Annotated in this window: 22 protein-coding genes; 12 read left to right on the plus strand and 10 right to left on the minus strand. The window is 75.1% G+C overall.

Features of this window, described 5'->3' with window-relative positions; genetic code table 11:
- Positions 1-28 precede the first annotated feature (28 nt).
- The 5 genes from HOP40_RS13970 (at position 29) to glmS (ending at position 8488) form a co-directional block, all read left to right on the plus strand.
- Positions 29-943 carry an ATP-binding cassette domain-containing protein gene (locus HOP40_RS13970; protein ID WP_172158510.1) on the plus strand — a complete coding sequence of 305 codons (915 nt, stop codon included), beginning with the start codon at positions 29-31 and terminating at the stop codon, positions 941-943.
- Positions 940-1770 (plus strand): hypothetical protein, encoded by an 831-nt coding sequence (locus HOP40_RS13975; protein WP_172158513.1) that lies wholly within the window; start codon positions 940-942, stop codon positions 1768-1770. The genes HOP40_RS13970 and HOP40_RS13975 overlap by 4 nt, the downstream gene beginning before the upstream one ends.
- 84 nt (positions 1771-1854) lie before the next feature.
- On the plus strand, positions 1855-5634 hold the full coding sequence (locus HOP40_RS13980) for an ABC transporter ATP-binding protein (RefSeq protein ID WP_172158518.1): 3780 nt from the start codon (positions 1855-1857) through the stop codon (positions 5632-5634).
- Positions 5635-6364: 730 nt separating this feature from the next.
- Positions 6365-6631, plus strand: coding sequence for a hypothetical protein (locus HOP40_RS13985; protein WP_205347193.1), 267 nt, complete (start codon positions 6365-6367; stop codon positions 6629-6631).
- 30 nt (positions 6632-6661) lie between these two features.
- Positions 6662-8488: a glutamine--fructose-6-phosphate transaminase (isomerizing) gene (glmS, locus tag HOP40_RS13990; RefSeq protein WP_172158520.1), complete on the plus strand. Its 1827-nt coding sequence runs from the start codon at positions 6662-6664 to the stop codon at positions 8486-8488.
- On the opposite strand, the gene HOP40_RS13995 is transcribed toward glmS, so the two are convergent.
- On the minus strand, positions 8475-9110 hold the full coding sequence (locus tag HOP40_RS13995; protein ID WP_172158523.1) for a maleylpyruvate isomerase family mycothiol-dependent enzyme: 636 nt from the start codon (positions 9108-9110) through the stop codon (positions 8475-8477). The genes glmS and HOP40_RS13995 overlap by 14 nt on opposite strands.
- Before the next feature lie 71 nt (positions 9111-9181).
- Here HOP40_RS13995 and HOP40_RS14000 point away from each other — a divergent pair, with 71 nt between their 5' ends.
- Complete coding sequence (locus tag HOP40_RS14000) at positions 9182-9613, plus strand: MarR family winged helix-turn-helix transcriptional regulator (RefSeq protein ID WP_240157665.1); 432 nt, start codon at positions 9182-9184, stop codon at positions 9611-9613.
- On the opposite strand, the gene HOP40_RS14005 is transcribed toward HOP40_RS14000, so the two are convergent.
- Positions 9614-11104: a helix-turn-helix domain-containing protein gene (locus HOP40_RS14005; protein ID WP_172158534.1), complete on the minus strand. Its 1491-nt coding sequence runs from the start codon at positions 11102-11104 to the stop codon at positions 9614-9616.
- Between the two features lie 173 nt (positions 11105-11277).
- Between HOP40_RS14005 and HOP40_RS14010 the strand changes: the two genes are divergently transcribed.
- Positions 11278-12015: a LuxR C-terminal-related transcriptional regulator gene (locus tag HOP40_RS14010; RefSeq protein ID WP_240157666.1), complete on the plus strand. Its 738-nt coding sequence runs from the start codon at positions 11278-11280 to the stop codon at positions 12013-12015.
- Between the two features lie 36 nt (positions 12016-12051).
- A complete protein-coding gene (locus HOP40_RS14015; protein WP_172158537.1) occupies positions 12052-12672 on the plus strand; it encodes a DUF4126 domain-containing protein in 621 nt (206 codons plus the stop codon).
- Here the strand turns inward: HOP40_RS14015 and HOP40_RS14020 are convergent.
- The gene (locus tag HOP40_RS14020) at positions 12642-13667 is read right to left on the minus strand and encodes a 6-phosphofructokinase (protein WP_172158539.1); all 1026 of its coding nucleotides are present in this window, start codon (positions 13665-13667) and stop codon (positions 12642-12644) included. The two genes, HOP40_RS14015 and HOP40_RS14020, sit on opposite strands and share 31 nt — an antisense overlap.
- An 87-nt stretch (positions 13668-13754) precedes the next feature.
- Between HOP40_RS14020 and HOP40_RS14025 the strand changes: the two genes are divergently transcribed.
- The gene (locus HOP40_RS14025) at positions 13755-14522 is read left to right on the plus strand and encodes a pentapeptide repeat-containing protein (protein WP_172158541.1); all 768 of its coding nucleotides are present in this window, start codon (positions 13755-13757) and stop codon (positions 14520-14522) included.
- On the opposite strand, the gene HOP40_RS14030 is transcribed toward HOP40_RS14025, so the two are convergent.
- Positions 14523-15140: an ATP-dependent Clp protease proteolytic subunit gene (locus HOP40_RS14030; RefSeq protein WP_172158544.1), complete on the minus strand. Its 618-nt coding sequence runs from the start codon at positions 15138-15140 to the stop codon at positions 14523-14525. It lies immediately after the preceding gene.
- 115 nt (positions 15141-15255) lie between these two features.
- Here HOP40_RS14030 and HOP40_RS14035 point away from each other — a divergent pair, with 115 nt between their 5' ends.
- A complete protein-coding gene (locus tag HOP40_RS14035; protein ID WP_205347194.1) occupies positions 15256-15687 on the plus strand; it encodes a hypothetical protein in 432 nt (143 codons plus the stop codon).
- A gap of 30 nt (positions 15688-15717) precedes the next feature.
- Here HOP40_RS14035 and HOP40_RS14040 read toward each other — a convergent pair whose 3' ends face one another.
- The 3 genes from HOP40_RS14040 to HOP40_RS14050 all read right to left on the minus strand — a co-directional run bounded on the left by HOP40_RS14040 (position 15718) and on the right by HOP40_RS14050 (position 18897).
- Positions 15718-16809 (minus strand): VldE C-terminal domain-containing protein, encoded by a 1092-nt coding sequence (locus tag HOP40_RS14040; RefSeq protein ID WP_172158549.1) that lies wholly within the window; start codon positions 16807-16809, stop codon positions 15718-15720.
- A 169-nt stretch (positions 16810-16978) separates the two neighbouring features.
- Positions 16979-17710, minus strand: coding sequence for a VldE C-terminal domain-containing protein (locus tag HOP40_RS14045; protein WP_172158551.1), 732 nt, complete (start codon positions 17708-17710; stop codon positions 16979-16981).
- Positions 17711-18093: 383 nt separating this feature from the next.
- The gene (locus HOP40_RS14050) at positions 18094-18897 is read right to left on the minus strand and encodes a carbonic anhydrase family protein (RefSeq protein WP_172158553.1); all 804 of its coding nucleotides are present in this window, start codon (positions 18895-18897) and stop codon (positions 18094-18096) included.
- A gap of 339 nt (positions 18898-19236) precedes the next feature.
- Here HOP40_RS14050 and HOP40_RS14055 point away from each other — a divergent pair, with 339 nt between their 5' ends.
- On the plus strand, positions 19237-19443 hold the full coding sequence (locus HOP40_RS14055; RefSeq protein WP_172158556.1) for a cold-shock protein: 207 nt from the start codon (positions 19237-19239) through the stop codon (positions 19441-19443).
- 72 nt (positions 19444-19515) lie between these two features.
- Here HOP40_RS14055 and HOP40_RS14060 read toward each other — a convergent pair whose 3' ends face one another.
- Complete coding sequence (locus HOP40_RS14060; RefSeq protein ID WP_172158558.1) at positions 19516-19791, minus strand: hypothetical protein; 276 nt, start codon at positions 19789-19791, stop codon at positions 19516-19518.
- A 63-nt stretch (positions 19792-19854) separates the two neighbouring features.
- Positions 19855-21045 (minus strand): 4-hydroxyphenylpyruvate dioxygenase, encoded by a 1191-nt coding sequence (gene hppD, locus HOP40_RS14065; protein ID WP_172158561.1) that lies wholly within the window; start codon positions 21043-21045, stop codon positions 19855-19857.
- 109 nt (positions 21046-21154) lie between these two features.
- Here hppD and HOP40_RS14070 point away from each other — a divergent pair, with 109 nt between their 5' ends.
- Positions 21155-21652, plus strand: coding sequence for an Lrp/AsnC family transcriptional regulator (locus HOP40_RS14070; protein ID WP_172158564.1), 498 nt, complete (start codon positions 21155-21157; stop codon positions 21650-21652).
- Here the strand turns inward: HOP40_RS14070 and HOP40_RS14075 are convergent.
- Positions 21555-21902, minus strand: coding sequence for a hypothetical protein (locus HOP40_RS14075; RefSeq protein ID WP_172158566.1), 348 nt, complete (start codon positions 21900-21902; stop codon positions 21555-21557). The two genes, HOP40_RS14070 and HOP40_RS14075, sit on opposite strands and share 98 nt — an antisense overlap.
- Positions 21903-22064: the final 162 nt, after the last annotated feature.

Here is a 22064-nt window from a genome sequence, read left to right on the forward strand (position 1 = left end):
CCGGGGGCGGTGCGGCAGGATCGGGCCGGTGACGGCAGCGCGGGGCGACGACGGCAGCGGGCGGATCACCGTGCAGCGGCTCACGAAGCGGTTCGGGCCGGTGAGCGCGGTGGAGGACCTGAGCTTCGCCGTCGAGCGCGGCACCGTCACCGGCTTCCTGGGCCCCAACGGGTCCGGGAAGACGACGACGCTGCGGATGCTGCTCGGGCTCGTCGCGCCGACGTCCGGTGAGGCGCGGATCAACGCCCTGCGCTTCGGGGAGCTGCCGCACCCGGCGCGGGTCGTCGGCGCCGTGCTGGAGGCGCAGGGCTTCCACCCGGCGCGCACGCCGCGGGCGCACCTCGCGGCGTGCGCGGCGGCGATCCGCGTGCCCGACGCCGCGGTCGGGCACGTGCTGCGCGCGGTCGGACTCGACACCGCGGCCAACCGGCCCGTCGGCGGCTTCTCCCTGGGCATGAAGCAGCGCCTGTCGCTGGCCACCGCGCTGCTGGGCGACCCGCAGGTCCTCGTGCTCGACGAGCCGGCCAACGGGCTCGACCCGGAGGGCATCGCCTGGCTGCGCGCGTTCGTCCGCGGCTTCGCCGGGCAGGGGCGCACGGTGCTGGTGTCGAGCCACGCGCTCGCGGAGGTCGAGCAGACCGTCGACCACGTCGTCGTCATCAACCGGGGGCACTGCGTGCACCAGGGCCCGCTGGCGCGGCTGCGGGGGCGCCCGCGGGTGCTCGTCGCCACGCCCGACCCGGCGCGCCTGGCCGAGGCGCTCGCGAAGGCCGGGATGCCCGAGGTCGAGGCGCGGCGCGACGGGCGCCTGGCCGTCACCGGTGCCGACCCGGCCCGCGTCGGCGACGTCGCGCTGGCCGCGGGCGTCGCTCTGCACGGCCTGGAGGCCGAGCGCGTCGACCTCGAACAGCTCTACTTCGGACTGACGGCGGGTGCCCGGTGATCGCCGCGCTGGTGCGCAGCGAGCTGCGCAAGACGCTGTCGACGAAGCTGTGGTGGGGGTTGCTGGTCCCGGTCGCCCTGCTGACGCTGCTGGTCAACCTGTTCGGCGGCGTCTTCACGCTCGCGCTCGGCGGGGGCTCCGACGCGGAGGACACCCTGCCGCTGCTGCTCGCCTCGCTGGCCTACTCGCTCGCGCTGACGGCCACCTTCGCCGGCGTGCACGGCGCGGTCTCGGCGGCGGGGGAGTTCCGGCACCGCACGATCACCACGACCTACCTCACGGCCCCGGGCCGGGGCGGGGTGCTCGCGGCGAAGGTGCTGGTGGCGGCCGCGGTCGGCGCCGTCTACGCGCTGGTGGCGTCGGCGGTCGGCGTCGCGGGCGGGCTGGCGGGGCAGGAGAGCGCGCAGGTCCCCGAGCCGGGCGCGCTGCTCGCCGTGGTCGGGATCGGCGCGGCCGTGTGCGCGCTGTGGGGCGCGTTCGGCGTCGCGCTGGGCACGGTGCTGAGCAACCAGGTCACCGTGCTCGTGCTGCTGCTGGTGTACGTGCTGCTCGGCGAGCCGCTGCTGTCGCTGCTGCTCACCGCGAACGACTCGGCGTCGGTCGCGGCGCTCAGCGCGTGGCTGCCGGTGAACGCGGGCGAGGTGGCGGTCTACGACGTGCCGGCGCGGGTGCTGGGCGGGCCGGAGAGCGCGTCGGACCTGCTGGGCCTCGCCGCCGGGGTGGCCGCACCGCCGCCGTGGTGGGGGGCGCTGCTGGTGCTGGGCGGGTGGACGGCGGTGGGGGCCGCGCTGGCCGGGTGGGTGGGCGGGCGGCGGGACGTGACGTGACGCTCGACGTGACTTGCAGGAAAGCCACGTTCATGCAGCTCCGTTGCATGAACGTGGCTTTCCTGCAACCGGGTGCGCGGCGGAATGCCACCGCCCGTCCCGGCGCTGTTCCCTGACGTGCCCGACTCCCCACCACCCGGCTCCCCACCACCCGGATGGATCCGCCGCCTCGTCGGCGCGTGCCTGCGCCACCGCGGCGTCGCGATCGGCGCGCTCGTGGCGTCCGCGCTCGGCGTCAGCCTCGAGGCCGTCGGCCCGCTGCTGACGCGCGTGGCCGTCGACGACGCCGTGGCCGGCTCCACCGCCGTCCTCGGCCCGGTCGTCGCGGCGATCGGCGCGCTCGCGCTCGTCCGGTTCGGGGCGTCGTTCCTGCGGCGCTTCCTGGCCGGGCGCCTCGCGCTCGACGTCCAGCACGACCTGCGCCGCCAGGTGTTCGCGTCGGTCCAGCGCCTCGACGGCCACCGGCAGGACGCCCTGCGCACCGGCCAGGTGGTGTCGCGCTCGATCACCGACCTGCAGCTCGTCCAGTCGCTGCTGTCGATGGTGCCGCTCGCGCTGGGCTCGGTGGTGCTCGTCGTCGCCTCGGTGGCGGCGATGCTGTGGCTCTCGCCGCTGCTGACGCTCGTCGCGCTGGTGCTGCTGCCGCTCGCCGGGTTCGTCACCGCGCGGTCGCGGGCGTCGCTGTTCCCGGCGACGTGGTCGGCGCAGCAGCGGGCGGCCGACGTCGCGCAGCAGGTGGAGGAGACCGTCACCGGCGTCCGGGTCGTCAAGGGGTTCGGGCAGGAGGCGCGCGAGGTCGGGACGCTGGAGGGCCGCGCCCGCACGCTCTACGCCGAGCGGATGCGCGCCGCCCGCCTCACCGCGCGGCTCAACCCGACGCTGCTCGCGCTGCCCACGCTCGGCCAGGTCGGCGTCATCGGCCTCGGCGGGTACCTCGCGCTCACCGGCTCGATCACGCTGGGCACGTTCCTCGCCTTCACGACCTACGTCGCCGGGCTCGTCGGCCCCGCGCGGCTGCTCGGCTCGCTCGTCGTGTCGGCGCAGCTCGCGCGAGCGGGCGTCGAGCGGGTGTACGACCTCGTCGACTCCCAGCCCGACGTCGTCGACCCGCCCGTCCCGGCGCAGCTGCCCGAGGGGCCGCTGTCGGTCGAGCTCGACGGCGTCCGGTTCGGCTACTCGCGCAAGGAGCCCGTCCTCGACGGGGTGTCGCTGACGGTCGCGCCGGGGGAGACGCTCGCGCTGGTCGGCACGGCCGGGTCCGGCAAGTCGACGGTCGCACTGCTGCTGCCGCGGTTCTACGACCCGCAGGACGGGGAGCTGCGCCTGGGCGGCGTCCCGCTGCCCGACCTGCGCCTGGTCGACCTGCGCCGCGAGCTCGGGGTGGTGTTCGAGGAGGCGTTCCTGTTCTCCGACACCGTCCGCGCCAACATCGCCTACGGCAGCCCGGACGCCTCCGACGCCGAGGTGCGCGCCGCCGCCCGCGCCGCCCAGGTCGACGAGTTCGTCGACCGCCTCCCCGACGGCTACGACACGATGGTCGGCGAGCGCGGCCTGACGCTCTCGGGCGGGCAGCGCCAGCGCATCGCCCTGGCCCGCGCGGTGCTCACCGACCCCCGGGTCCTGGTGCTCGACGACGCCACCTCGGCCGTCGACAGCGCCACCGAGGCCGCCATCCACGACACCCTCCGCACGCTCACGGCGGGGCGCACGACGCTGCTCGTCGCGCACCGCCGCTCCACGCTCGCGCTCGCCGACCGGGTGGCCGTGCTCGACGCCGGGAAGCTCGTCGACGTCGGCACCGAGGCGGAGCTGACGGCGCGCTGCCCGCTGTTCCGCGAGCTGCTCGCCGTCGAGGACGCGCCGTCGCCCGCCGCCACCACGGCCGGGCCCGGCGGCGTCACCCCCGAGCTGTGGCCCGAGCCCGCGGCCGCCACGGCGTCGGACGGGGCGCTGCGCGCGGCCGCGGCGTCGGCGGGCACCGGGACGGGTCGGGCGTCGGGCGTCGGGGGGCCGTCGGCGATGGCCGGGGCGCTGCCCATGACGCCCGCGCTCGCCGCGGCCGTCGACGCGCTCCCGCCCGCCCGCGAGACCCCCCGCCTGGGCGACGAGGAGCCCACCGCCCCCGACCCCGGCTTCCGGCTCGTCAAGCTGCTGCGGCCGGTGCGCTGGCTGCTCGCGCTGACGATCGTGCTGGTGTCGCTCGACGCGCTCACCACGCTCGCCTTCCCGACCGTCGCCCGGCTCGCCGTCGACGGCGGCATCACCGCCGGCTCGCCCAGCACGCTGCTCACCGCCACGCTGCTCGGGCTGGGCGTCGTCGCGCTGGGGTGGTTCGTCGTCGCCGCGCAGACCGTCGTCACGTCGCGGGCCGGGGAGAGCCTGCTCTACCTGCTGCGCGTGCGCAGCTACGCCCATCTGCAGCGGCTCGGGCTCGACTACTACGAGCGCGAGCTGTCCGGCCGGATCATGACGCGGATGACGACCGACGTCGACGCGCTCTCGACGTTCCTGCAGACCGGGCTCGCGCAGGCCGTCGTCAGCCTGCTCACCGTCGTCGGGGTGGCGGTGGCGCTGCTGGTCACCGACGCGTCGCTGGCGCTCGTCGCACTGGCGGTGCTGCCGGTGCTGGTCGTGGCCACCGTGGTGTTCCGGCGGCTGTCGTCGCGGGCGTACGCGGAGGCGCGGGAGAAGGTCGGCGCCGTCAACGCCGACATGCAGGAGAACGTCTCCGGCGTCCGGATCGCGCAGGCCTACGTCCGCGAGGAGCGCAGCGCCGCCGCCTTCTCCGACCGCAGCGACGCCTACCGCCGCAGCCGCATGCGGGCCCAGCGCTACATCGCGACGTACTTCCCGTTCGTCGCGCTGCTCTCGGACGTCTCGCAGGTGGCGGTGCTCGGCGTCGGCGCAGCCCGGGTCGCGGCCGGCGACCTCACCCCCGGCGTGCTCACCGCGTTCCTGCTCTACCTCGGCCTGTTCTTCTCCCCGGTGCAGCAGCTCTCGCAGGTGTTCGACGCCTACCAGCAGGCGCGCGTCGGCCTCAGCCGGATCTCCGACCTGCTGCGCACGCCCACCTCCGTGCAGCCCGTGCCCGACGGCGAGCCCACCCCGGTGCCCGATCGGCTGCGCGGCGAGGTCGAGCTGCGCGAGGTCTGCTTCGCCTACCCCGGCGCACCCGGCCCGGCCCTGGACCACGTGTCGCTGCGGGTCGCCCCGGGGGAGACGGTGGCGCTGGTCGGGGCGACCGGCGCGGGGAAGTCGACGCTGGTGAAGCTGCTCGCGCGGTTCTACGACGCCGGGTCGGGGGCCGTCCTCGTCGACGGGGTCGACGTGCGGCGCTTCGCCCTCGCCGACTACCGGCACCGGCTGGGGATCGTCCCGCAGGAGCCGCACCTGTTCACCGGCGACGTGGCCGCCAACATCGCCTACGGCCGCCCCTCGGCGACGCCCGCCGAGATCGAGGCGGCGGCCCGCGCGGTCGGGGCGCTCGACCTCGTCCGCACGCTGCCCGGCGGGTTCCGGCACCCGGTCGGCGAGCGCGGGCAGGGCCTGTCGGCGGGGCAGCGCCAGCTCATCGCGCTGGCCCGGGCCGAGCTGGTCGACCCCGACATCCTGCTGTTCGACGAGGCCACCGCCGCGCTCGATCCCGCCACCGAGGCCGCGGTCCTCGCGGCGGGCGATCGCGTGGTCTCCCGCCGCACCGCCTTCGTGGTCGCCCACCGCCTCGCCACGGCCGCCCGGTCGGACCGGATCGTGGTGCTGGAGGGGGGCCGGATCGTGGAGGAGGGCCCGCACGCGGTGCTGGTGGCGGCCGGCGGCCCCTACGCCCGGCTGTGGAGGGCGGGGGAGCTGGAGCCGGCAGCCTGACCCCCGCCGAGTCCGCCGCTGCCCGGCGAGTTTGCCGCTCAAGCCCCGCGAGTTCGCCGCCGCCGCCCGGCGAGTTCGCCGCTGAAGCCCCGCGAGTTTGCCGCTGAAGCCCCGCGAGTCGGGCTCTCGTTGCGACCGTGTCGGGCTCTCGTTGCGGGTGGTGCCGGCAGAGCTCGCGATCCGTGATCGCCGGGAGAGTGACGTGACGGTCGCAGAGAGGGCCGTGAGTGCGCACTTCCGGTGATCATTGCCCGGCAGGGGATCTGCGTTCCGCAGAACGCGCGGCAGCAGCGACCACGCGCCCGTCGCCGGACCGCTAACTGCGCGGCTCCCGGCGGTCTGCGCACGGCCCGGCACGCGCAGGACGCGTGAAGGTGCGCAGCTCGGGGGTGACGCGCCGGGTGCGGGGCCGGATCCGCACCGCTGGTGACGGTCTCGGCGGGGAGCCGTTCCGGGCCCCGTGATCGTCGGGAGTGCGTCGTGGCGGTCGTCGGGAGGGCCGTGACGGCTCACTCCCGGCGATCACGAGCATCGTGAGGCGGCAGGCGCAGCCGAAGAGACGGCGCCCGTCCGCGAAGGCGCCACCACGTCCGCACCACCGCCCCGACACACTCGCCACGAGACCCCGACTCGCGGGCTTCTTTTGGCCGTAGTCCGACGCCGCGCCGAGTCCTGCCCGATTCCGGGCAGGGATTTGGCGTTCCGCCGGTTCTCCGGCAGCATCCTCCGGGTGCCCGGTCCGTACGACGATCTCGTCGACCACCTCGTGCGCAGCTCCCCGCTGAGCGCGAGCGAGGCCGAGCGGGTGGTGGCCGAGGTGCTGAGCTACTTCGCGGAGCCGGTGCAGGACTACGTCCGCCGCCGCCACGCCGAGCTCAGGAACCGCGGCTGGCACAACGACCGGATCTTCGCGGCGCTCGGCCCCGAGCTGGCGACGCGGCGGGTGTCCCCGCCCGCGCTGTCGGCCCGGCAGCTGCGCCGCCTCGTCTACGGCTGACGCCGGAACAACGACCCTGGGAGAACCTCCATGTGCGGAATCGTCGGCTACGTCGGCCCGCAGGACGCGGCACCGATCCTCCTCGAGGGTCTGGGCCGGCTCGAGTACCGCGGCTACGACTCCGCGGGCGTCGCGGTGATGACGAAGGCCGGGCTGAAGGTGCGCAAGGTCAGCGGCCGGGTCTCGGCGCTGGCCGCCGACCTGCCCGCGCGCTTCAAGGGCGCCCCCGGCATCGGCCACACCCGCTGGGCCACCCACGGAGGCCCGACGCCGGAGAACGCCCACCCGCACACCGACTCCGCCGGCCGGATCGCGGTGGTGCACAACGGCATCATCGAGAACGCCGAGGAGCTGCGCGCGAAGCTGACGGCCGACGGCGTCGAGTTCGTCAGCCAGACCGACACCGAGTGCGTCGCGCACCTCGTCGCCGCCGCCTTCTCCGCGGGCGCGACCGACCTCGAGCAGGCCGTGCGCTGGGCGCTGCGCCAGGTCGTCGGCGCCTACGGCCTGGCCGTCGTCGACGCCGAGCACCCGGACCGCGTCGTCGTCGCCCGCAACGGCAGCCCGGTGCTGCTGGGCGTCGGCGAGAAGGAGATGTTCGTGGCGTCCGACGTCGCCGCGCTCGTCGGCTACACCCGCCAGGTCGTCTACCTCGACGACGGCGAGCTCGCCTCGCTCACCGCGGGCGGCTACCGCACCTTCACCCTCGACGACACCTCCACGGCGAAGAGCCCGTCGACGATCGACTGGGACGTCGTCGGCGCCGAGATCGGCGACCACGCCCACTTCCTGATCAAGGAGATCGAGGAGCAGCCGACGACGATCACGCGCGCGCTGGCCGGGCGCCTCGACGAGCGCTTCTCGACCGCGCACCTGGGCGGGCTCAACCTCAGCGTCCGCGAGGCGCGCGAGTTCCGCCGCGTCAAGATCCTGGGCTGCGGCAGCGCCTGCTACGCGGGTGACCTCGGCGCGCAGCTCATCGAGGACCTCGCCCGGCTCCCCGCCACGAGCGAGGCGGCCAGCGAGTTCCGCTACCGCAACCCGGTGGTCGAGCCCGACACGCTCTACGTCGCGGTCAGCCAGTCCGGCGAGACCGTCGACACGCTCGCCGCGGTGCAGGAGCTGCAGCGCAAGGGCGGGCGCGTCATCGGGATCGTCAACGTGGTCGGATCGACGATCGCGCGGCAGGTGGACGGCGGCATCTACATCCACGCCGGCGCGGAGATGTCGGTGGCGGCGACCAAGTCGTTCACCTCGACCGTGACGGCGTTCGCGCTGCTGGCCCTGCACCTGGGCCGGATCCGGGACCTCTCGCCCACCGACGGCACCCGCATCCTCGAAGGCCTCAAGCGGCTGCCCGAGCAGGTGCGCGAGATCCTCACGCTCTCCGACGAGATCGCCGAGGTGGCGCGGGAGATCGCGCCCAGCCCCAGCATGATGTTCGTGGGCCGCCGCCGCGGCTGGCCGGTGGCCCGCGAGGGCGCGCAGAAGCTCAAGGAGATCTCCTACATCCACGCCGAGGCGTACCCGTCGGCCGAGCTCAAGCACGGCCCGCTGGCGCTGATCAGCCCGGAGATGCCGACGGTCGCGATCGTCCCCGACGACGACCTGCTCGACAAGAACACCTCGACGCTGTCGGAGATCAAGGCCCGCAGCGGCCCGGTGATCGCGCTCGCGCACCGCAAGCTGCCCGTCGAGCTGGCCGACCGCACGATCGTCATCCCGCGCAACGAGCCGGAGCTCGACCCGATCCTGCTCTCGATCCCGCTGCAGTTCCTGGCCTACCACGCCGCCGTGGCCCTGGAGCGCGACGTCGACAAGCCGCGCAACCTGGCCAAGAGCGTCACGGTCGAGTAGCGAGCCGGGCCGTCCCGGGGCCGGTGAGGTCCCGGGCGGCCGCGGCGGTGCGCCCGCTCATCAGGAGCAGCAGGGCGACGGTCGAGCCCCGGACCTCCTCGCCCTCGCCCGCGGCGAACGGGCCGTCGGTGGCCACGAGCCGCAGCCCGCGCAGCCGGCGCCGCGCGTGGAAGGGCCACCCCATGTCCCACACGCGCTGCGCCGCGGCCTGCGCGCCGTCGGCGGGCGGGTCGTGGTGCAGGCCCAGCGGGACCGCGACGTCCTGGACGTGCGTGATGACGTCCATCAGCAGGTTCCGGTACGACGTGACGAACGGCAGCCTGCGGCTCTCCGCGTGCATCCGCAGCTCCTCGACGAGCCGCGCGGGCGGCCGCGCGGCGTGGGCGACGGAGAGGTCGTGGTTGAGGCGGTCGAAGTCGCCGCGGGCCCGCACCGCGCCGACGAGCATCGCACCGGTGCTCGGGTGCTGCGGCGTCAGCGCGACGTGCGCGGCCACGTCGCGCACCCGCCAGCCGTCGCACAGCGTCGGGCCCTCCCACTCCTGCGGCGTGAGACCGTCGAGCAGATCGGCCAGTGCCCGGCGTTCCGCGGCGATCACCCGCCAGCTCGCGTCCTCGTCCACGTCACCTATCCTTTCGTCAGAGAGGCTGACCAATCTTGTCAGATTCTCTGACCAGTGTCGAGAGGGGACGCGTGAACACCGGGCTGCTGCTGTTCCTGCCCTACCGCGCGATGGAGCAGCGCGTGATGGCCGCCGTCGCCGCCGCGGGCTTCGACGACGTGACGCTCGCGCAGGCCCGGGTCGTCCAGCGCATCGCGCCGGGCGGGAGCCGGCTCACCGACCTCGCCGAGCAGGCGCAGATCACCAAGCAGTCGGCCGGGTTCCTCGTCGACCAGCTCGAGGGCGCCGGCTACGTCGAGCGGGTGCCCGACCCCACCGACGGCCGCGCGCGGCTCGTGCGGATCGCGGCCCGCGGGGAGCGCGTGCTGCCGGTTGCCGCGGCCGCCGTGGCCGAGGTGGAGGCCGAGTGGGCGGCGCACCTCGGGCCGCGCGCCATGCGCGAACTGCGGGCGGCGCTGGAGCGGCTGCGCGAGATCGCCGACCCGTACGCGGGCCCGCGCTGACTAGCCGTCGGCGAGCAGCCGCTCCCGGCGGGTGACGATGCCGGGGCGGCGGCGGTCCTGCTCGGGCAGCCGCTCCACCAGCAGGTCGTGCACCTCCAGGTCGTCGCGGCCCAGCGGGTGGGCGGCGAACGTGACGAGCAGGTCGAGGTCGTCGGCGTCGAGGACGGCGCGGCGCAACCCGGCCTCGATCTGGTCGCGCAGCTCGCGGATCTCCGGGGCGTCCGAGCGCGGCAGCAGCGGCCCGGCGCACGCCTGCAGCGCGTCGGCGGCCCGGCCCTCGCGCAGGGCCGTGCGGACGGCCTCGAAGTCGCTGTCGACGACGGCGTCGAGGCGGTAGGGCCGGGTGCGCAGGACGTCGGCACCGATCAGCCCGCGCAGGCGCAGGATCTCGCCGCGGACGGTGGTGGGGTTGCCGTCGTCGCCGTAGAGCAGCAGCGCCAGGCGCTCGGCGGTGAGGCCGCCGGGGTGCAGCGCGAGCGCGGTGAGGATCTCGGCCGGGCGCAGCGTGACCTGCACCGGCTTGCCGTTGAGCACGACCCGCGGGCCGGACTCCCCGGTGAACCGCAGCGACAGCGCGCTGCGCTTCGCGGCGCGCACGGCGGCGCGCGGTGTGCGCAGCAGGTAGCCCTCGGCGAGCGGCTCGACCTCCATCTCGCGGCCGTCCTCGAGCAGCACGCGGCCCGACCCCGGGGGCAGCGCGACGCGCTCGGGCCAGGTGCCGTAGGGCTCGCCGGCGATGATCCGGCCGGTCGGGGTGACGAGCGCGCCCTGCCCGCGCAGGCTCGTGAGGTGGGGCATGTTGCGCACGCGCAGCCGCTCGTCGGCGATGGCGAGGCGCACGCGCAGCTGGTTCTCGGCGAGCTGCGCGGTGGCCGAGACGAGCTGCACCATCGCCGGGTGCACCGTGTGCAACGGGCCGCTGATGTCGATCGCGCCGAGGATCGCGCCGGTGTCGGGGTCGTGGACGGGCGCGGCGGCGCAGGTCCAGGCGTGGAACGCGCGCACGAGGTGCTCGGCGGAGTGGATCTGCACGGGGGCGTCGATGGCCAGCGTGGTGCCCATCGCGTTGGTGCCGATCGCGTCCTCGGACATCCGGAAGCCGGGGGACAGGCCGGTGTCGTCGGCGATGTGCAGCAGGCGGGCCGCGCCCTCGCGCCAGAGGATGGTGCCGTCGGCGTCGGTGACGAGCATGACGTGCATGGCCTCGTCGGCGATGCTCACGAGCGTGCTGCGCAGCAGCGGCAGGACCTCGTTGAGCGGGTGGGTGTCGCGCAGGTCGGGCAGGTCGTCCTCGGCCAGCACCGCCCGCGGCATCTGCCGCTCGGGGTCGACCTGCGCGGCGAGGCTGCGCTGCCAGCTCGCGGACACCAGCGACCGCGGCGCCTCCGCACCCGTGCCGCCGGACATCGCCGAGTCGTAGATGCCGGTCAGCGCGCGGGCGTGCTCCACCGGATCGGGCACGGGCAGGCCTTGCGTACCGCGCGTCGTCATGTGTGCTCCGAGCGTCGTCGCTCCAGGACTTGCCCCGGCGACATCATCGCCCAGGCCTCCGAACGGGGCAAGCGGGCCCTCCTTGCGCGTGCAACGTCGAGGCAACGTGGCGGTACCTAGGGTCCGGGACCAGTGACGCGTGACACGCCCGACGGCCCCAAGGAGGTTCGCCCGTGACGACCGAAGCCGTGCTCGAACCGGACGTGGCCCTGCTCGACCGCGCGATGACCGGCATCGCCCCCCCGACGGCGCGCCGGACCGCCCGCCTGCTGCTCGTCGACTCCGAGGCCATCGTCCGCTTCGGGCTGCGGCAGCTCGTCGCCCCCGACCCCGAGCTCGCCGTCGTCGGCGAGGCCGCCTCCCCGCGCGACGCGCTCGTGGTCGCCGACCGCTGCCCGCCCGACCTGGTGATCCTCGACGTCGACCTGGGTCGCGGCGACTCGGCGGGCGTCGACCTCGCCCGGATGCTGCTCGAGCGCCACCGCGGCGCCCGGATCCTCGTGCTGACGGGCAACCGCGACCGCGAGGTCATGATGCGGACGGTGCGCCTCGGCGTGCACGGCTACCTCCGCAAGGGCGCCGAGACCGCCGACATCCTCCGCGCGATCCACGCGCTGCTGCGCGGCGAGAGCGTCTTCGACTCCCGCCCCCGCGGCGCCGAGGCCTCCGTCGACGTCGTGCGCGACGACGACCGCCCCGCCGTCCGCCAGCTCGGCGGCGCGATGCTCACCGACCGCGAGAACCAGGTGCTGCGCCTGCTCGCCGTCGGCATGTCCAACCGCGAGATCGGCGCCCGGCTGCTGATCAGCGAGGCCACCGTCAAGTTCCACGTGCGCAACCTGCGCGACAAGCTCGAGGTCCGCCGCCGCACCGAGATCGTCTACACCGCCACCCGGCAGGGCATCGTCTGAGGCCGCTCCGTGATCTTCCCGACCTAGCCTGACCGCATGGAGCTGGTGCCGGCGGTGCTGGCGAGCGGGTGGGCGAGCGGGGTCAACGCCTACCTCTGCGTGGTCGTGCTCGGCGTGCTGGGCCGCTTCGGCGGGATCGAGGCGGTGCCCGAGGCGCTGACCCGCACCGACGTGCTGGTCGTCGCCGCGGTGCTCTACCTGCTGGAGTTCGTCACCGACAAGATCCCCTACGTCGACTCGCTGTGGGACGCGGTGTCCACCGCGATCCGCCCGACGGCGGGCGCGGTGATCGGGCTGCTGCTGGCCGGCGACGCGACCTCGCTGGAGCAGGCGGTGCTGGCCGCGAGCGGCGGGGCGGCCGCGCTGGTGAGCCACCTCGTCAAGGGCGGTCTGCGGCTGATCGTCAACACCTCGCCCGAGCCCGTCACGAACATCGGCGTGAGCCTGGGGGAGGACGTCGCCGTGGCCGGGGTGGCGACGCTCGTCGTCGTCGCGCCGGTGGTGGCGTTCGGAATCGCCGCGGTCCTGCTGGTGGTCGGCGTCATCCTGCTGGTGGTGCTGTGGCGCAACGTCCGCCGCGGGTACCGCCGCTACCGCGCGTGGCGGGAGCGGCGGACCGGCAGCTACTACCCGAAGAACACCTCGGCCTCGGCGTAGAGCGCCGGGTCGACGACCTTGAGCTCCTTGGTGGCCTCCGACAGCGGCACCATCGTGATGTCGGTGCCGCGCAGCGCCGTCATCTGCCCCCACTGCCCGGCGTGCACGGCGTCGATCGCGTGCAGGCCGAAGCGGGTGGCGAGCCAGCGGTCGCGGGCGGTCGGCGTGCCGCCGCGCTGCACGTGCCCGAGCACCGTGGTGCGGGCCTCCTTGCCGGTGCGCGACTCGATCTCCTTGGCCAGCCAGTCGCCGATCCCGCCGAGGCGGACGTGGCCGAACGCGTCCTTCTCCCCGTTCAGCAGCGACTCGTCGCGGTCCTTGGGCATGGCGCCCTCGGACACGACGATGATCGGCGCGTAGTCGAGGCGGAACCGCGACTCGACCCAGCGGCAGACCTGCTCGATGTCGAACCGCACCTCGGGGATGAGGATGATGTTGGCCCCGCCGGCCATGCCCGCGTGCAGCGCGATCCAGCCGGCGTGGCGCCCCATCACCTCGACGATGAGCGCGCGGTGGTGGCTCTCCGCGGTGGTGTGCAGCCGGTCGATGGCCTCGGTCGCGATGTTGACCGCGGTGTCGAAGCCGAACGTGTAGTCGGTGCCGGACAGGTCGTTGTCGATCGTCTTCGGCACCCCGATGACGTTGACGCCGATCTCGTGCAGCTTCGTCGCGACGCCGAGGGTGTCCTCCCCGCCGATCGCGATGAGCGCGTCGACGCCCAGGTTCTGCAGGTTCGTGCGGATCTTCTGGACGCCGTCCTCGACCGCGAAGGGGTTGGTCCGCGACGACCCCAGGATCGTGCCGCCGCGCGGCAGCAGCCCGCGCACGGCGGGGATGTCGAGGGGCTTGGTGAGCGCCTCCAGCGGACCGCGCCAGCCGTCGCGGAAGCCGAGGAACGAGTAGCCGTACTCGGGGACGCCCTTGCGGACGATCGCCCGGATGACCGCGTTCAGTCCGGGGCAGTCGCCGCCACCGGTGAGCACGCCGACGCGCATGTGAGGGGCCTCTCCATCGATGCAGAAGTGGACACACGCTAGCGCCGTGCGCGCAGGGGCGTCCGGTCGGCCCCGTACCGTGGACGGGTGCTCGCCCCGACCGACCTGCGGGCCGACTGCGCGCGCTGCGCCGGCCTCTGCTGCGTCCTCCCCGCGTTCGCCGCGTCGGCCGACTTCGCCCTCGACAAGCCCGCCGGCACGCCGTGCCCGAACCTGCGCCCCGACCACGGCTGCGGCATCCACTCCTCGCTGCGCGAGCGCGGCTTCCCCGGTTGCACCGTCTACGACTGCTTCGGCGCGGGCCAGCGGGTCGTCCAGCTGACCTTCGGCGGGCGGCTCGACGCCCGGGTCGGCGCGGTGTTCCCGGTGGTGCGGGTGCTGCACGAGCTCCTGGCCTACGTGACCGAGGCGCTCGAGCGCGGCAGCAGCCACGACGCCGCCGTCCGCCGCGCCCGCGACGAGACGCTGCGCTTGGCCGACGGCACCCCCGACGCGCTCGCCGCGCTCGACCCCTCGGCGCACCGGGCGGAGGTGGCGGCGCTGCTGCGCGCGGTGAGCGCGGAGGTCCGCGACCCGGCCGGGCCGGACCTCGCCGGCGCCGACCTCGTCGGCGCACGGAAGCGCGACCTGCGCCGCGCCTGCCTGCGCGGGGCCGTCCTGCTGGGCGCGGACCTGCGCGGGGCGGACCTGCGCGGAGCCGACCTCCTGGGCGCCGACCTCCGCGGTGCCGACCTCTCGGGCGCCGACCTCACCGGCGTCCTGTTCGGCGTCCAGTCCCAGCTCGACGCGGCCCGCGGCGACGCCGCGACCACGCTGCCGGCCGGGCGCGACCGGCCCGGGCACTGGGCGGCCTAGTCACGCCTGCCCGTCGACCAGCCCGTACGCGATCGCCTCGGGTGTGGTGAACCAGCGCCGCGCGGCGGTGTCGGCGGTGATCCGGTCGGCCCCCTGGCCGGTGCGCGCGGCGAGCAGCGCGACGACGTCGGCCCGCTGCCCGGGTGCGAGCACGGCCATCCCGAACGGCTCCGCGGGCGTCAGCAGGGTGAGGCGGGCGTGCGCGGTGGCCGTCCGCTTCCCGGGAGCGCCGCTCGCCGCGACCAGCAGCCCGACCCCGGCCGCGGCGCCGACGACGCACGTCGCGACGTCGGGGCCGATCAGCTCCATCGTGTCGACGACGGCGAGCGCGGCCCCGGCCGGACCGCCCGTGCAGGACACCGTCAGCACGACGTCGTGGCGCGCGTCGCGGGCGGCGAGCAGGCGCAGGCGGGCGCAGACCCGCTGCGCGGCGTCGTCGTCGAGGACGCCGCCGACGTGCACGACCCGGACGTCGAGCAGATGGTCGAGGACCGGGTCGGCGCCGGCGACGAGCACCGTCGACGAGGCGGAGGCGGTGGGGTGGGACGGCTGTGGTGCGGGCAGCGGGGGGACGGGCAGGGGAGGGACGGGCAGGGGCGGGACGGGCTGCGGGGGCACGGTGACTCCTCGGGTGTCGTCGGTGGCCCGACGCTAGGACCGCCGGCGCGGCCTGCGGGCCGTGTTCGCCGGGGGCCCGCGTTTGCGCCCTGGGCGAACGGGGCACGTGTCGGCCGTGGAACCCCTCGACGACGACCACGCCCGTCCCGCCGGCGCCTCCGACGACCTCGTGTCCGCGGTCGGCGCGCTCTCCGAGGCGCTGGAGCGCATCGAGCGCGCCCGCGGCGCCCTCTACGAGTTCCACCAGCTCATGGGCGGCGCCGACGCCATGCTCGACGACGTGACCGAGGGCCTGCGCGCCGAGGGGCACGCCGACCTCGCCGAGCGCATCGAGACCGAGCTCGTCGGGCGCAACGTGCTCGCCGGGCGCTGGACGTTCCAGATCGTCGAGGAGTTCGACGACGGCTACTACGCGACCTGGCGCGAGCTGGAGCGCACCGTCCGCGAGAAGACGATGGACGGGCGCCGCCACGTCCTCGAGGCCGAGATGAAGCAGCGCCGCCGCACCGCGGGACGCCCCGGTCACGAGGCGACGCCCGGGAGCTGAGCGAGCAGGAGCGCCGACGAGCAGGGGCGCCTACGAGCAGGCGGCGGCGAGCGGGCCGCCCGACCCGCCTCCGCGCTCGAACGACACGTGCACGTGGTCGTAGTGGTTCTCCGTGGCGCCGCCGCGGTCGGACATCGGCTCCCAGCCGTCGCCGTAGTTGACGCGCTGGCGCCAGATCACGTAGCTGATGCCCAGCTCGTCCTGGTTGGCCAGGGCGCAGTCGGCGATCCGGTCGCCGCGCTCGCGGTCGGTCATGAAGTCGATGGCCAGGCCGCGGGGGTGGTCGGAGACGCGGGCGCGCCCGGCGACGCCGATCAGCGCGGGCTGGTCGTAGAGGCAGGAGATGAAGCGGGCGGCGTCGCGGACGAAGCCCTTGACGGAGCCGAGGCCGCGCAGGGGCACGTCGCACTGCGCGGCGGCCTCGCGCGCCAGGCGCTGCTCCTCCAGCGCGCGGGCGGCGTCGGCGAGCCCGGCCGCCTTGAGCAGCGACTCGGCGTCGGCCTGCGGCGGGAGCACGTCGGTCTGCCCCGGGACGGGGAGGATGCTGGCGGCGAGCAGCCGGCCGTCGACGGGCGCGGACAAGGCCTGCACCGGCGAGGGGGCCGCGCTCTCCGGCGTGTCGGCGGCGGCCTCGGCCTCGGCGGCCAGGGCGAGCGTGGTGGAGCCGGCGGGGTCCGCGGCGGGCAGCGCCGGCACGAGCGGTGCGGCCACCGACAGCAGGCCGGCGGTGGCCGCGGCGGCCACCAGCCCGTTGCGGACGGCCGGGGCGGAGTGGCGGGGGCCCGCCGGGCGACCGGCGGGGGCCGTGGGGCGGGCGGGATCGGCGAACTCGCGCGGCGGTGCGGCGAACTCGCGCGGGGGTGCGGCGAACTCGCGGGGAGGTGCGGCGAACTCGCGCGGGGGTGCGGCGAACTCGCGGGGATCGGCGAACGCGTGCGCGGCGTGCGGGTCGTGCGGGTCGTGCGCGAGTGCGGCGGGCCGTTCGAGCAGGGCGACGCCACCGCCGTCCCGCGCAGGGGCGGGCGGCGCGTCGGCGCGACGCGGCCACGCACCGGGGATCGCGGTCGGGGGAGCGGACCGCGGGTGCGCGTGCCGGCCGGCGGGGGAGCGGTGCCGGGACACGTCTACCTCTTCGTCGGGCCGTCGGGCGTCCGGTTCGGGGACCGGCCGGAGCGGGGACTCCGGTGCCGTGCGGGCTCTTCCGCCGGGAACGATAGCGAATCGGTCACGGATCGGAGTCAATTGTCACCGAAAGTGAGGTGGGCGTGTCGCGGACCGCGACGAGTGGCGCTCAGCACCCGGTGAGCTCGCCGCCGCCCGCGGACTCGAACGAGATGTGCACGTGGTCGAAGTGGTTGGCCGTGGCGCCGCCGCGGTCCTCCATCGGCTCCCAGCCGCTCCCGTGGTTGATCCGCTGCTCCCAGATGACGTAGCTGATGCCCAGCGCGTCCTGGTTGCGCAGCGCGCACGCGGCGAGCTGGTCGCCGGTGGCGCGGTCGACCATGAAGTCGATGGCCTTGCCCGACGGGTGGTCGGACGTGCCGGCGCGGCCTGCGACCCCGTGCATGGTGGGCTCGCCGAACAGGCAGCCCAGGAACTCCGCGGCCTCGCGGACGTAGTCCTGGACGGCGCCGAGCTGGCCGGTGTCCAGGCCGCAGTCGGCGCCGACGGAGGCGCGACGCTCGGCCTCGGCGGCCGCGGCGGCGGCCTCCTCGGCCTCCTCGCGGGCGCGCTCCTCGGCGGCGACGCGCTCCTCCTCGGCCCGGACGAGCCGCTCCTCGGCCATCTGCACGGCCTTCACGAGCGGCGACGGGTCGTCGAGGACGTCGGGGTCGGGCGCGACGGGCTCGACCGACGAGCGGAGCAGCACGTCCGCGACGTCCCCCTGCGCGGGCAGGTCCTGCGCGGGGAGCTGGGCGAGCGCCGCGACGTCGGCGACCTGCGGCGCGGCCGCCGGGGCCGCGGCCCCCATCAGCGACAGCGCGCCACCGGCGACGGCGACGACGGCGGCACCCCGGCGCACCGGGGTGGACGCGAGCGGCCCGGGGAACGCGGGCGCGAGCGAGGGGGTGGAGACGGACGCCGTCCGGCGCAGGGAGGGGGTTCCGGTGGCCCGGCGCGGTGCCGGGAACGGACTGCCCTCGTGCGCGCGGCGGCCTCGGGGGGAGCGATGCCGAGCCACGACCAACCTTCCGGGACGACGGCGCGGCTGGACATCCGGTTCGGGGGAGCCGGTCGGGTGGGGAGTCCCGTGTCCAGTTCGTGACCGTGCCGTCACTGACCCGGGACCGAACCTAGGCAACCTCCGGCCGTCCCGCTCTCTCGGACGCGCCCCGCTACGACGACCGTGACGCAGCGTGCGACGAACGGCGCCCCACTGCTCCACTCGGAACAGGGAAGGCCCTCTCACTGCTCCCGCAGACGCACCACCCGGTCGCCGAGGGGCTGCAGGTCGCGGGAGTCGCCCTCGGGGAACAGCTCCCGGAACCCCTGCACGGTCGACGCCGCCACCGCGGCCGGCGTCCGCAGCACCAGCCACGACACGCCCTCGGTGTTCGGCCGGGTCGTGAGCGAGCCGGGGTAGCGCAGCGTCGACAGGTCGGCGGGCAGGGCGCCCGCGAGGTCGAGCCCGCCGACGGTCTCCTCCTCGCCGCACTCGTCGGGCAGCTCGCCGAGCACGGTGTCCTGCAGCGTGCCGCCCGGCCCGTCGTCGGTGAGGAACAGCCCGATCACGAGCGTCTCGCCGGCCGGGCCGCGGTGCACGAAGTGCTGCTCCACCGGGAAACGCCGCCCGTCGAGGGTGTGCTCGGAGGCGGTGTGGAAGTGGAACTGCACGAGCTCGTACCGGACGTCGCCGAGCAGGACCGCGGCCGTGCCCGGGGGCACCTCCGCCTCGACGGTCTCCTCGCGCCCGCGGGTGGTGCAGCCGGTGGGGTCCTCGGGGTCGCGGCTGACGTAGCGGACGCGGACCTCGACGTCGCCCGGGTAGTCCAGGACGAGCTCGGGGAGGTCGGGCGCGGGCTGCGCCGTGGCGGTGTCGAGCGCGATCGGGCTCTGCTGCGCGCCCGGCGCGGCGGGCGGAGGGGACGTCGCCGCGGGGGTGCCCGTCGCCGGCGGGGCCGAGGTCGCGCCGGCGGCGCCGCACGAGGTCAGGACGAGCGTCGCGGCGGCCGCGGGGACGGCGGCGAGGAAGGTGCGGCGGGTGGGCACGGCGGCGGGCTCCGTTCGGGCGGTTCACTCGTTCCGGTGTCGGAACCTATCGGGCGGAGGCGGTCGTTGCCACTGCTCACTACCTCCGTCGACCCGGCGTTCGCCCACGGTCGAGCCGGTCCGGACCCGGATCGGTGACCCGGTTCCGCGACCTGATCGACAGGTGTAGGGTTGCGGTGTTCGTCCGTCGGTTTCGGTGTTCGTGTGATGCACGCCCGCAGGAACAAGTTGGCGCACGACGGTCCGGTCCACAGAGGCCCGGGTGGTCGTTCGTCAGGGTCGGTCGGCCGGGTGGCTGCGCAGTGCGGCCCCCACCACCATCTGCTAGGAGCTCATCGCATGGCGCAGGGAACTGTGAAGTGGTTCAACGGGGAGAAGGGCTTCGGCTTCATCTCCGTCGACGGGGGCGGCGCTGACGTCTTCGTGCACTACTCCGAGATCGACGCGAGCGGCTTCCGCTCGCTCGACGAGGGGCAGCGCGTGGAGTTCGAGGTCGGCCAGGGCGCCAAGGGCCCCCAGGCCACCGGCGTGCGCGTCGTCGCCTGATCCACAGCTCGTCACAGGAGCCCGTCACCCCCTCGGGGGTGGCGGGCTCCTGTCGTTCGCGGGGCGTGCGGGTCAGTCGGCGACGGGGTCGTCGAGCAGGTACCAGGGCACCATGTTGATCGCGCCGTTGAGGCCGGGCATGGGCACGCCCTGCGCGGTGAGGTCGCGCTCGTCGTCGCGCGCCACCACCATCCACCTCCCGGCGGTGTCCCGGCTCAGCTCCAGCTCCACGGTCTGGTCCTCGCCGTCGGCCCGCGAGCGGAAGATCCGGCAGCGGGAGGCGATCTCCCAGAGCTGGGCGTCCACGAGGAACGGCACCTTCTCCAGGATCGGCAGTACGTCGTCCATGGGCGGCAACCTAGCGAAGCGCGGCCGCCCGTGGTGTCTCACAACGGGACCGGGGTCCCGCCGCTAGAAGTTGCCGCGGCGGGCCTGCTCGCGCTCGATCGCCTCGAACAGCGCCTGGAAGTTGCCCGCGCCGAAGCCCAGCGAGCCGTGCCGCTCGATCAGCTCGAAGAAGACCGTCGGCCGGTCGCCCAGGGGCCTGGTGAAGATCTGCAGCAGGTAGCCGTCCTCGTCGCGGTCGACCAGGATGCCGCGGCTCGCGAGCTCCTCGATCGGCACGCGGACGTGGCCGATGCGGGCCCGCAGCTCCGGGTCCGAGTAGTAGGATTCCGGGGTGGCGAGGAACTCGACGCCGCGGGCGCGCAGCGCGTCGACCGTCGCCAGGATGTCGCTGGTGGCCAGCGCGAGGTGCTGCGCGCCGGGGCCGCCGTAGAACTCCAGGTACTCGTCGATCTGCGAGCGCTTCTTCGCGATCGCCGGCTCGTTGAGCGGGAACTTCACGCGGTGGTTGCCGCTGGCCACGACCTTGCTCATCAGCGCGGAGTACTCCGTGGCGATGTCCTCGCCGACGAACTCCGCCATGTTCGTGAAGCCCATGACGCGGTTGTAGAACGACACCCACTCGTCCATGCGGCCGAGCTCGACGTTGCCGACGACGTGGTCGAGCGCCTCGAACAGGCGGGGTCCGGCCGTGACACCGGTGCGGGCGACGTAGCCGGGCAGGTACGGGCCGGTGTAGCGGGAGCGGTCGACGAGCGTGTGGCGCGTGTCGCCGTAGGCCGCGATGGCGGCGGTGCGCACGGTGCCGTGCTCGTCGGACACGTCGTGCGGCTCCACGAGCACCGTCGCCCCCTGGCTGCGGGCGTGGGCGACGCAGCGGTCGACGTCGGGCACCTCGAGCGCGATGTCGACGATGCCGTCGCCGTGGCGGCGGTGGTGGTCGAGCAGCTCGGAGGCCGGGTCGACGCCGCCCTGGACGACGAACCGCACGGCGCCCGACCGCAGGACGTAGGCGTGGTGGTCGCGGTTGCCGGTCTCCGGGCCGGAGTAGGCGACCAGCTCCATGCCCCACACCGCCTGGTAGACCAGCGCTGCCTGCGTGGCGTTGCCGACGGCCCACACGACGGCGTCCCAGCCGGTCACGGGGAACGGGTCGGTGGTCGGGTCGTGGTCGACGAGCCCGACGAGCCGCCGCAGCTGCTCCAGGTCGAGCTCCGCCAGGCGTTCCTGGCTGGTCAGGGTCGCGTCGAGGCTCATGGGCACCATGACAGCCCCTCGGACGGGCACTGCGCAACAGCCCCTCTCCGAGCTGCTCGCAGTGGACAGATCAACCCCTCGGACCCCTGTACAGCTGTACAGTCCGCCCATGTTGGACGCCCTCGACGTCGACCTGCTCCGCGCGCTGCACGACAGCCCCCGCGCGGGGGTGCTGGAGCTGTCACGCACGCTCGGAGTGGCCCGCGGCACGGTGCAGTCGCGGCTCGACCGCCTCGAGCGCGACGGCGTGGTCACCGGCTACGGACCCGACGTCGACGTCACCGCGGCCGGGTTCCCGGTGCAGGCCTTCGTGACGCTGGAGATCGCGCAGGGGGCGCTCGACGACGTCACCGCCGAGCTCACGGCCCTGCCCGCGGTGCTGGAGGCCTACGCCACGACCGGCGCGTCGGACGTGCTGTGCCGGCTCGGTGCGGCGTCGCACGAGGACCTGCAGGAGACCCTGCTGCTGCTCAACCGGTCGGGCACGGTGGCCCGGTCGACGAGCGTGGTCATCCTGTCGACGGTGGTGGAGCGGCGGACCCTCCCGCTGCTGGAGCGGCGCACCCGTCCCGGCCCGTCCCGGGCGCCGGCGTACCGGAGGTCGTGAGGGCGGTCGGGTCCGTGCTGCGGGCGGGGCTGCTGTCGAGGCTGCGGGCGGGGCTGCCGGCGGGGCTGCTGTGCAGTCGCACCTCGCCCCGGTCGTCGTCCGGGTCGTCCCGGTCGTCGTCGCGGTCGTCGCTCAGGTCGCGGTCCTCGTCGGCCTCCTCCTCGTCGAAGCCCCGCTCGTCGACCTCCTCGTCGATCGCCGCCACGGCCTCCTCGATCTCCTCGACCTCCTCGTCCGTCGTCGCCGTCACCGGCGGGGCGTAGGGGCGGGGGCGGGTGGACGAGGGGGCCGTCGTCGGGGTGGATGTCGGGGCGGATGTCGGAGGTGTGGTGAGCGTGGTGGCCGGTGGGGTCGTACGGGGGGCGCTGCGGCGATCGCGGGCGGCGTGGGCGTGGGTGGCGGGGTCGGGGTC

Origin of the sequence: Pseudonocardia broussonetiae, from assembly GCF_013155125.1 — a bacterium.
GTDB lineage: Bacteria > Actinomycetota > Actinomycetes > Mycobacteriales > Pseudonocardiaceae > Pseudonocardia > Pseudonocardia broussonetiae.

Bases quoted from the DNA above. Each gene is read 5' to 3' on its own strand.
- HOP40_RS14015 (WP_172158537.1), top strand. From the start codon at position 12,052: ATGGAGCTGGTGCCGGCGGTGCTGGCGAGCGGGTGGGCGAGCGGGGTC.
- glmS (WP_172158520.1), top strand. From the start codon at position 6,662: ATGTGCGGAATCGTCGGCTACGTCGGCCCGCAGGACGCGGCACCGATC.
- HOP40_RS14020 (WP_172158539.1), bottom strand. From the start codon at position 13,667: ATGCGCGTCGGCGTGCTCACCGGTGGCGGCGACTGCCCCGGACTGAAC.
- hppD (WP_172158561.1), bottom strand. From the start codon at position 21,045: ATGAGCCTCGACGCGACCCTGACCAGCCAGGAACGCCTGGCGGAGCTC.
- HOP40_RS14055 (WP_172158556.1), top strand. From the start codon at position 19,237: ATGGCGCAGGGAACTGTGAAGTGGTTCAACGGGGAGAAGGGCTTCGGC.
- HOP40_RS13980 (WP_172158518.1), top strand. From the start codon at position 1,855: ATGCCACCGCCCGTCCCGGCGCTGTTCCCTGACGTGCCCGACTCCCCA.
- HOP40_RS14070 (WP_172158564.1), top strand. From the start codon at position 21,155: ATGTTGGACGCCCTCGACGTCGACCTGCTCCGCGCGCTGCACGACAGC.
- HOP40_RS14060 (WP_172158558.1), bottom strand. From the start codon at position 19,791: ATGGACGACGTACTGCCGATCCTGGAGAAGGTGCCGTTCCTCGTGGAC.
- HOP40_RS14005 (WP_172158534.1), bottom strand. From the start codon at position 11,104: ATGACGACGCGCGGTACGCAAGGCCTGCCCGTGCCCGATCCGGTGGAG.